Source organism: Dietzia sp. CW19 (genome assembly GCF_014145265.1).
In the GTDB taxonomy this organism is placed as follows: Bacteria; Actinomycetota; Actinomycetes; order Mycobacteriales; family Mycobacteriaceae; genus Dietzia; species Dietzia natronolimnaea.
Genome location: NZ_JAALEE010000198.1, coordinates 1 through 8,491, shown reverse-complemented (window position 1 = coordinate 8,491; position 8,491 = coordinate 1). Strand labels below are relative to the sequence as shown.

At 70.6% G+C, this 8,491-nt stretch carries 6 protein-coding genes; all 6 read right to left on the bottom strand.

Annotated features, from left to right (window positions below):
- Positions 1–839, bottom strand: an 839-nt coding sequence (locus G6021_RS06730; protein ID WP_182640907.1) for a sulfurtransferase, incomplete at its 3' end; no start/stop codon positions are given.
- A 141-nt stretch (positions 840–980) separates the two neighbouring features.
- Entirely contained in the window at positions 981–2,339 is a 1,359-nt protein-coding gene (locus tag G6021_RS06725; protein WP_182640906.1) for an NAD-dependent succinate-semialdehyde dehydrogenase, read from the bottom strand.
- Between the two features lie 193 nt (positions 2,340–2,532).
- Entirely contained in the window at positions 2,533–2,826 is a 294-nt protein-coding gene (locus G6021_RS06720; RefSeq protein WP_182616040.1) for a WXG100 family type VII secretion target, read from the bottom strand.
- Between the two features lie 28 nt (positions 2,827–2,854).
- Complete coding sequence (locus tag G6021_RS06715) at positions 2,855–3,175, bottom strand: WXG100 family type VII secretion target (protein WP_179525894.1); 321 nt, start codon at positions 3,173–3,175, stop codon at positions 2,855–2,857.
- Positions 3,176–3,286: 111 nt separating this feature from the next.
- Positions 3,287–4,096, bottom strand: a complete 810-nt coding sequence (locus tag G6021_RS06710) for a hypothetical protein (protein WP_179525895.1) — start codon at positions 4,094–4,096, stop codon at positions 3,287–3,289.
- A gap of 5 nt (positions 4,097–4,101) precedes the next feature.
- The gene (eccCa, locus tag G6021_RS06705) at positions 4,102–8,103 is read right to left on the bottom strand and encodes a type VII secretion protein EccCa (protein WP_182640905.1); all 4,002 of its coding nucleotides are present in this window, start codon (positions 8,101–8,103) and stop codon (positions 4,102–4,104) included.
- Between the last annotated feature and the right edge of the window lie 388 nt (positions 8,104–8,491).

Sequence of the window (8,491 nt, the reverse complement as noted above, 5' to 3'; positions counted from 1 at the left end):
CTGCCGGCCCAGGCGGTCATGGAGCCGTCGTACACCGCCACGTCCTCGCGGCCGACCAGCGCGAGGGCGTGCGCGACCCCGGTCGCGGCGATGCCGCCGCCGCAGTAGGTCACGACGGTCCGGTCATCGTCGAGCAGGCCAGCGGCCTCGAACTCGCGGCGCAGGTCCTCGGTCGGCCTCAGGGTGCCGGTCTCGGGGTCGCGGAGCGAGAAGACCGGCAGGTTGATGCTGCCGGGGATGTGACCGCGGCGGGCATAGGTGTCCACCTCGCCGCGGTAGGTGGGCTCGTCCAGCACGTTCACGAGAATGGTGTTCTCGTTGTCCAGGCTGGCCGCGATCTCCTCGGTGGAGCGGAACAGCTCGGGGCGGCGGGTTCCGGTGAAGGTGCGCGGCGTGGGCTCGGGGAGCACGTCGGTGACCTGGTGGCCGGCGGCCTTCCAGGCCGGGAGCCCGCCGTCGAGCACCGTGACGTTCTCGAAGCCCTCGTAGCGCAGGTGCCACCAGAAGCGGGTGGCCCAGAAGCCGTCGTGCTGGTCGTAGACGACCACCGTCGCCCCGTCGCCGATGCCGAGTGCGCCGGCGGCCGCGGCGAACCGCTCGTGGTCCGGCGCGGTCCAGGGCTCGGGGCTGTCCGGGTCGGCGAAGTCCCCCAGGAGGTCGGCGAACACGGCGCCGGGGATGTGTTCCGGCCGGTACGTCTCCGCGCCCGACTCCGGGACGTAGGGGCCGTCGGTGGGGACGCGGAGGTGGTTGGTGGCGTCGACGACGACGAGGTCGGCGTCGTCGAGGTGCTGGTGCAGCCACGAGACGTCGACCTGCGAAGGCAGAGGGGATGCCATGAGGACCCTTTCAAGATTGGTGATGAGTCACCTTCCAAGTGTAGTGACGCGCGCTGACGGGGCAACGGATCGCATCTGGGCGATCGGAAGGATGGCGCCGCCCCGGCCCTCTCGTGTATCGGGGCCGGGGCGGACTCGATGTCAGTGGACCCGCTGCAGCCGTACGTTGACGAACTCGCCGAGGCCCCAGCGGCCCAGCTCGCGGCCGTAGCCCGAGCGCTTGACGCCGCCGAAGGGCAGGCCGGCCATGGTGGTGCCGTGCTCGTTGACGTAGGCCATCCCGACCTCGAGCTTCTCGGCCACCTCGGCGGCCTTGTCGGTGTCGGTCCCCCACACCGAGCCGGACAGGCCGAAGGGCGTGTCGTTGGCGACGCGCACGGCCTCGTCGACGGAGTCGTAGCCGTACACCATGGCGACGGGGCCGAAGATCTCCTCGGTGTAGGCGTCCATCTCCGGGGTGATGCCGGTGAGGACGGTGGGCTCCATGAACGCACCCGGTCGGTCGATCGCGCGGCCTCCGGTCACGAGGGTCGCGCCCTGCTCGACGGCGCGCTCGACCTGCTCGACCACCCCGTCGCGGGCGTCCTCCGAGGACAGCGGTCCGAGCCCGGTTCCCTCGTCGGCCGCTGGGCCGACTTTGGTCCCCTCGTACAGGTCGCGGAGCTTGCCCACGAAGTCGTCCTTCATGTCCGCCGGAACGAACATCCGCTTGGGCGAGTTGCATGCCTGGCCGCAGTTCGACAGCCGCGCCTTGCCGACGGTCTCGACCAGCTCGTCCAGGTCGTCGGTGTCCAGGACGATGAGCGGGTCCGAGCCGCCCAGTTCGAGAACGCTGGTGGTGAGGTTCTCCCCCGCCACCTTGGCCACGGCGGCGCCGGCGCCCTCGCTGCCGGTGAGCGAGACGCCCTTGATCCTGGGGTCGGCGATCATCTCGGCGACCGTGTCGCTGGAGGCGTAGACGTTGACGTACGCGTTCTCCGGAAGCCCGGCCGCGCGCTGCACCTTCTCTATTGCCGCGGAGGAGCGCGCGCAGATGCTGGCGTGCTTGAGCACGATGGTGTTGCCCAGGAGCAGGTTGGGGGCCGCGAACCGGGCCACCTGGTAGTAGGGGTAGTTCCACGGCATCACGCCGACCAGGGGTCCGACCGGTTCGTGGGTCACGCGATTCAGGCGGGCGCCCGGCACGTCCAGCGTCTCGGGCTCCAGCAGCGCGGGGCCGTGCTCGCCGTACCAGCGGTAGATCGAGGCGGCGAGCTTGACCTCCCCCTGCGCCTGGTCGGGCAGTTTGCCCATCTCGGTGGTGATGGCCTTGGCGAGCTCGTCGGCGTGCTCCTCGAAGGCGTCCGCGATCGCCAGGAGGATCCGCGCCCGCTCCGCGACGTCGGTGGCGCGCCAGGAGGTGAACCCCTCGGTGACGGTGGACGGGATCCCGTCGACGTCGTCGGTCTGGTCGTACTGGCTGTCGGTCGTTCCCGTTGACGGATCGTGGGTGACGTACATGTGGGTCCTCCCGTGGTTCGCGTCCGCCGGGTGATCGACCCGGCTCTACGTCCGACGGTAGGACAGCCTTGCCTCGCCTGCATCCGGTCGGGGGGTGCGGCGGCCGCGCGGAGCCCGGTCATCACACCGACGGTGACCGAGACTCCGCGCCGCTGTGCCTCCACTCAGGGTGAGGCCACTCGGAAAGGGGCCGTCATGCCCATCCCTGGGCGGCGCGACGGTCGGCATCCGCCATACCCTGGTTTCCCTGACTCGCTGCCCGCGAGATCTCCGCGAGCATCGCCTGCAGGGCGGCGGCGGCCTGGTCCCAGTCGTTCTGGTGGGCCTGATAGGCGACAGCGGCGTCGCCCTCCCATTCGGCGACGAGCGGTGCGAGGTACGCCCTGAGATCGTCGAGGGTGGTGCGCAGCGCCGTTGACGCCGAACCGACCTGGCCGACGAGCGCCTCGATCGGGCCGTGGTTATAGGTGATCTGTCCTGAGGTCATGAGAATTCTCCCGACTGGAGGTGGGTGGTCAGATGTTCAGAGGGCCGGAGGCGCCGACCCGGCTGATCGCCTGCGCGGAGTCCTGATCGGCGGCCTCGAACGACGTGCTGTTGGTCCGCATGGTCTCCGAGATTCCCGCCAGGGCGGTGTTGAGCTTGGTGCTCTGCTGCTGCCACTCCGCCATGATCGTCGCGAACCGGGCCTGGGCCGCACCCCGCCACACCGACCCTCCGAGCTGCGACACCGAATCCCGGACGTTCCCGAGCAGTCGATCGATCTCAGTGTTCACGTCGTCGACCCGTCTGGCCGCGGTGTCCATGGTCCCGATGTGGGTGTTGAAACCGGCCATCTCGTCCTCCCCTTTGTGGTCCTGCGGCCCCTTCCTGGGTCCGTCACAGTGTTCGACGTCCCCGGGGCCGGGTTCGGTTCCATCCACCACGACGACCACCCAGAGGGCGACTCAGACTCCCTCGTGTAGCCGGAGAGCGGCCTCGACCGGAGCGAGATCCGGAACGACGAAGGAGAGCAACCGCGCCTGATCGCAGGCGTCCACCACCCGCTCGGCGTTGCGTCCGCGGGCCAGGATCTCGGTGGAGCCGGTGCCCGCCTCCCGCCGCCCACGCCGTAGCGCGGTCACCGCCTCGAGCACACGGGGCACCTCGTCGTCGCGCATCGAATCCCGGCACGGATCCCACCGGTGGACGATGGTCCGGTCGATCAGGGTCAGCTCCCCCCGCGTGCGTTCGACGAGGCTCACAGTGGTCCTCGCGGCGCAGGCCTCCACGCACACCGCCCAGCGGGCCGAGGATGAGGGCAGCGCCTCGGCGGTCACCAGCGCCGCGCGGACGATGTGGGGTGACACACCCAGGCCCTCCGCAGCGGATGCCAATCGGGCGGAGCGGGTGTTGCCCCACCCACTGGGAACGATGAGCACCACTCCGTCTCCGTCCCCCGCCGCGCCCCACCGCAGGGCCCGGGAGACCGGAGCCGCCAGGAGTTCCTCCACGGGGACGGAGAGCCCGGCCACGTCGGTGCGATCCCGGTGAGCGCCTGCCAGCGGGTCCGGCAGACAACGGTCCGGGTGCCGGAGGGCGACGGAGTCGACCCGCTCGGAGCACTCGATCCGATCGCCCCCGGGTGGTAGCGCGGAACCGTCTGCACCTGCGAGGACGGAGGTGGGCGCGACCGCCGGGGAGAGAACGGTCGACGCCGACGCCGACGCCACCGACAGTCCGGAACAGGAGAGATCGACCGCGATGGTCGCGCCCACGGGGGTCACGGTTCCGCGAGTGCGGTCTGCACCAGTCGGACGCCCCCGCTGCGGGTGACGAGCCTGCCCCGACCCGCCGGCAGGTGGGTGGGACGTACTCCTCCGAGAAGGGGGCCCTCCTCGCGGCTCCCGGACATGATGAGGCCGGCGCCGCCCAGGTCCCGGATCCCTCCCACGAGACCGTCGTACAGCGCGCGCGAGGAACCCGCGGTCCTCCGCGCGAGAACCACGGAGAACCCGATGTCGCGGGCGTGCGGGAGGAATCGGGTCAGCGCGGACAGCGGGTTCCCCGCACCGGTGATGACGAGGTCGAGGTCGTCGACGATCAGGTGGATTCGCGGACCGTTCCACCACGAGCGGGCGCGTAGTTGCTCCGGCGTGATCCCGACGCCGGGCATCCGGCCCTCGAGGATCTGGACCAGGTGATCGACCATCGGCACCAGCGCCGTCTCGGTGGCGGCGTATCCCGCGAGATGATCGCCCTCGATCTCGCCCAGCATGGTGCGGCGGTAGTCCACCACGATGACCTTCGCCGCCTGTGGGCTGTTGCCGGCGACCAGCCCCCGGGTGACGGCCCGGAGAACAGAGGTCTTGCCGCATTCCGAATCGCCGAGCACCAGCATCAGCGGGTCCGCCTCGAGGTCCGCGTAGACGACCTTGAGGTCGGATTCGTCCACACCGAGAGGCACCCGCGTCCGTGTGCCGTCCGGACCCGGGCGCGCCAGACCCGCGAGTTGGGCGTACGGCAGGACCTCCGGGAGCATTCTGACCGGCGCCGCGTTGACGGGGCCCACCAGGGCCCGCCACCGCTGCGCCAGGTGCCGGGAGGCCGAGACGGTGGCGTCGGCGATGCCATCCGGGTCGACGAGTCCGTCGAGCCGGGGTTGGTAGACGAGCATGTGGTGGCGTTCGCGGGTCAACCCCCGGCCGGGAGAGGCGGGGACGGTCATCGCCGCCCGGCGGTCGATCATCGAATCCGTGGGATCACCCAGCCGGAGTTCGACACGGGTACCGAGCGCGTCCCGCAGCGCCGGCCGGAGGTCGGCCCAGCGGGCTGCGGACAGGACGACGTGGACGCCGTAGGACAGGCCGTCCGCGGCGAGCCCCACCACGAGCTGTTCCAAGTCCTCGACCTCGGTCCGGAACGCCTGCCAGCCATCGATCACCAAGAGGATCTCGGGATACTCGGCGATCGACCGACCGTCGCGCCCGATCAGCCGGCGGCGGGCGTGGTCGACGGACGTCACTCCCTCGTCGCGGAACGCCGCCTCCCGGCGCTTGAGTTCGACGCCAACCTCCGCGACCGTTCGACGGATCTTCTCGTCCTCGCCGCGCCTGGCGACACCACCGACATGGGGGAGCTCGGCGACCGACTGGAGAAGCCCGCCACCGAGGTCCACGACGTATACCGAGAGCCGGTCGGGTCCGGTGGTCGCCGCGGCGGCCAGCACCAGGGTGCACAGGGTGGTCGACTTGCCCGACCTCGTCCCGCCCACCACCGCGACGTTGCCGTCCGCCCCGGAGAGGTCCACGACCCAGGAGGCTCGACGCTGTTCGAACGGCAGGTCGACCTCGGCGATCGGGAAGCGCAGGCTCGGCGGGCTCTCGTCGCTGGACACCGTCGGTTCTGTTCCGACCGCCGTGTCCAGGGCTGCGCCGGCCCCCAGAGGCGGGAGCCAGACCTCGTGTGCGGGTCTTCCGTGACCGGCGAGCCGACCGACGAGGACGTCCAGCAGACTCGTCTCCTCATCCCGGTCGTCGGGGACTGGCGCGTCGCGTCGGTCGGCGGCCGCCGATGGGGCGGGAGCGGCCACCGGCATGTACCAGGACGTGAACGGACGCACTGTGGCGCGGGCGACCGGGACGGCGACAGAGGAGCCGTCACGTCGACGATCCTCTCGATGGGGCCCCGAGACGTAGGCGGCGTCGAATCGCACCGGCTCGCCGGAATCGACCTTCAGAAAGCCCGCGCCCGGCGTGGCGGGCAGGTGATAGGCGTCGGTCACACCCAGGACGGTGCGGGACTCGGTCGCGGAGAACGTCTTGAGGGCGATCCGGTAGGACAGGTGACTGTCGAGACCGCGCAATCGTCCCTCCTCGAGCCGTTGGGACGCCAACAGCAGATGGATGTGCAGACTGCGCCCGAGACGCCCGATGGTGAGGAACAGTTCCGCGAATTCCGGCTTGGAGGACAACAGCTCGGAGAACTCGTCGACGACGATCACCAGTGCCGGCAGGGGATCGAGCTGCGCTCCCCTCGCCCGCGCCGCCTCGTAGTCGCCCACACCCGCGTAGTTGCCCGCGGCGCGGAGCACCTCCTGTCGCCGGTTCAGTTCGCCCTCGAGCGCGTCCCGCATCCGGTCGACCATGGTGATCTCGGACTGGAGGTTGGTGATCACGGCTGACACGTGGGACAGCGACTCGAGTCCGAGGAACGTGGCCCCGCCCTTGAAGTCCACCAGCACCAGGTTGAGCGCGTCCGGGTCGTGCGTGGCGACCAGGCCCAGGACGAGGGTGCGCAGGAACTCGGACTTCCCGGACCCTGTCGCGCCGACACACAGGCCGTGCGGGCCCATTCCGCCGTGCGCGGCCTCCTTGAGGTCCAGCTCCACGGGGGCTCCATCCGGGCTCACCCCCACCGGGACGCGCAGGCGGTCGCGTTCGCCGCGACGTCGCCACGCCACCGCCGGGTCGACGCGGGTGGCCATCCCGATCCCCAGCAGGTCGGGCAGACCGGGGACCCGCCTGGTGGAAGTGGAGCCGTCGGCGTGTGTCACGGTGTCGGCGGGTCGGTAGCGGGCGAGTGCCATGGCGAGCCGCTCCGCTTCCGGAAGGCTCATGGAATCGGCCCTCGCGATGTCCTCCTCTCCGGATTCGGTGTGAACCGACGCCCTGCCGTCGTCGTCGAGCCGGACACACAACCCGAGACGGGTCGCGAGGTCGCGCAGCTGCCCGGCGCGACTGCCGGAGACCTCGAGAACGGTCACGCCGTCCAGTCCGTCCTCGGCCACCAGACGCTCGGCGCCGGTGACTCCCACGCCATCCACGATGACGACGAGATGAGGCACCTCCCGACCGTCCCTCGCGTTCGTCCCGAAAGCGGGCCGCACCGCGATGTCCTCGGAGAGCATCGACTCGACCCCGGCGAGTGAGAACTCGGTGAGTCGCACCCGTCCGCCGCCGTCCGTGTACGTCGGGTGTTCGTGGTGAGGGAGCCACTTGAGCCATTCCCAGGCCCGGCGGGCGTTCCCCTCGCTCGCGGCGACCGCCACGCGGACCCGGTCGGGACCGTGGGAGACGACGAGTCCTGCCAGTGCCGCTCTGACCGCAGATCTCGCCACGTCCACATCACCGTCCAGGGAGACGGCGGCGAACGCCCGCAACTCCAGCGCCACAGGCAGGTCGTCCACCACCGAGTGGACTCTCAGGAAGCGCCTCATGCTCACGACCGAGACGGGCTCCAGATCGTCGACCGGACCGGTGTCGGGGGCGGACAACCTGGTCGCCAGGGACTGCCGCCCGGGGCCCAGTCGTACTGTGAGGTACTCCGCGTCGCCCTCCTCCCGCTCCCACATCCGTGGCGTTCCGACCAGCGCGGGCAGCTCCACCGGGTCGGGGTGTCGCCACAGTGCGGCCGCCCGCTGGGCGGCCACGGTCTCGTGGACGGTCTCCCGGGTCTGACCCAGGTAGCGGAGGTAGTCCTTCCGCAGTTCGTCGGTCTCACCGGTCTTGTTGCCACCGGACAGGCTGCCGGCGAGCATTCCGACAGCGGAGACGGCCATCATCACGGGGAAGAGCATGAACATCGGGTTGCGCATCATCCCCGTACGCATCATCACCACGACCATCCCGACCACGGCGACGACGAGGACGACGGGGAGAACGATCTGCACCAGTGGCCTGGGAGTCGGACGGGGCAGTGCCGGAGGGGCCTGGAGGGTGAGCTCACCGGTCGACACCGCCGGCGCCTCGAGCCGCTCGCCGCGGGTGAAGACCACGTCACCCATCCGCGCCCGCCTCCTCGTCCAGTTCCTGCCGCCCGGTCCCCGACGACCCGTTCCTCGTCCGAAACCGGAGGAGGGGCCCCCACGGGAGCATCCCGCCGTCGACAATGGTCGCCGTGTCGAAGCGCGATGTTAGGGCAGTGCACGTCGTGACGGGGACGTCAACCGACCAGGGTGGCACCGCCGGCGACCGGGTGGGCAGGGACGAGTGGGAGGACAGGGCGTGACGGGGCGTGACGGGCCCGGGGGCGTCGCTTCGGGCGTCGAGCCGCTCGACCAGCGTCGGGTGTCGATCGTCTGCCGAACGACACGAGTGGATCTGAGTCTGCCGGCCCATCTCGAGCTCGTCGCCGTGATCCCCGAGATCGTGGACCTGGTCCGCGATCGGATC

Coding starts and splice junctions, on each gene's coding strand:
- G6021_RS06725 (WP_182640906.1), bottom strand. CDS start 2,339: ATGTACGTCACCCACGATCCGTCAACGGGAACGACCGACAGCCAGTAC.
- G6021_RS06720 (WP_182616040.1), bottom strand. CDS start 2,826: ATGACCTCAGGACAGATCACCTATAACCACGGCCCGATCGAGGCGCTC.
- G6021_RS06715 (WP_179525894.1), bottom strand. CDS start 3,175: ATGGCCGGTTTCAACACCCACATCGGGACCATGGACACCGCGGCCAGA.
- eccCa (WP_182640905.1), bottom strand. CDS start 8,103: ATGGGTGACGTGGTCTTCACCCGCGGCGAGCGGCTCGAGGCGCCGGCG.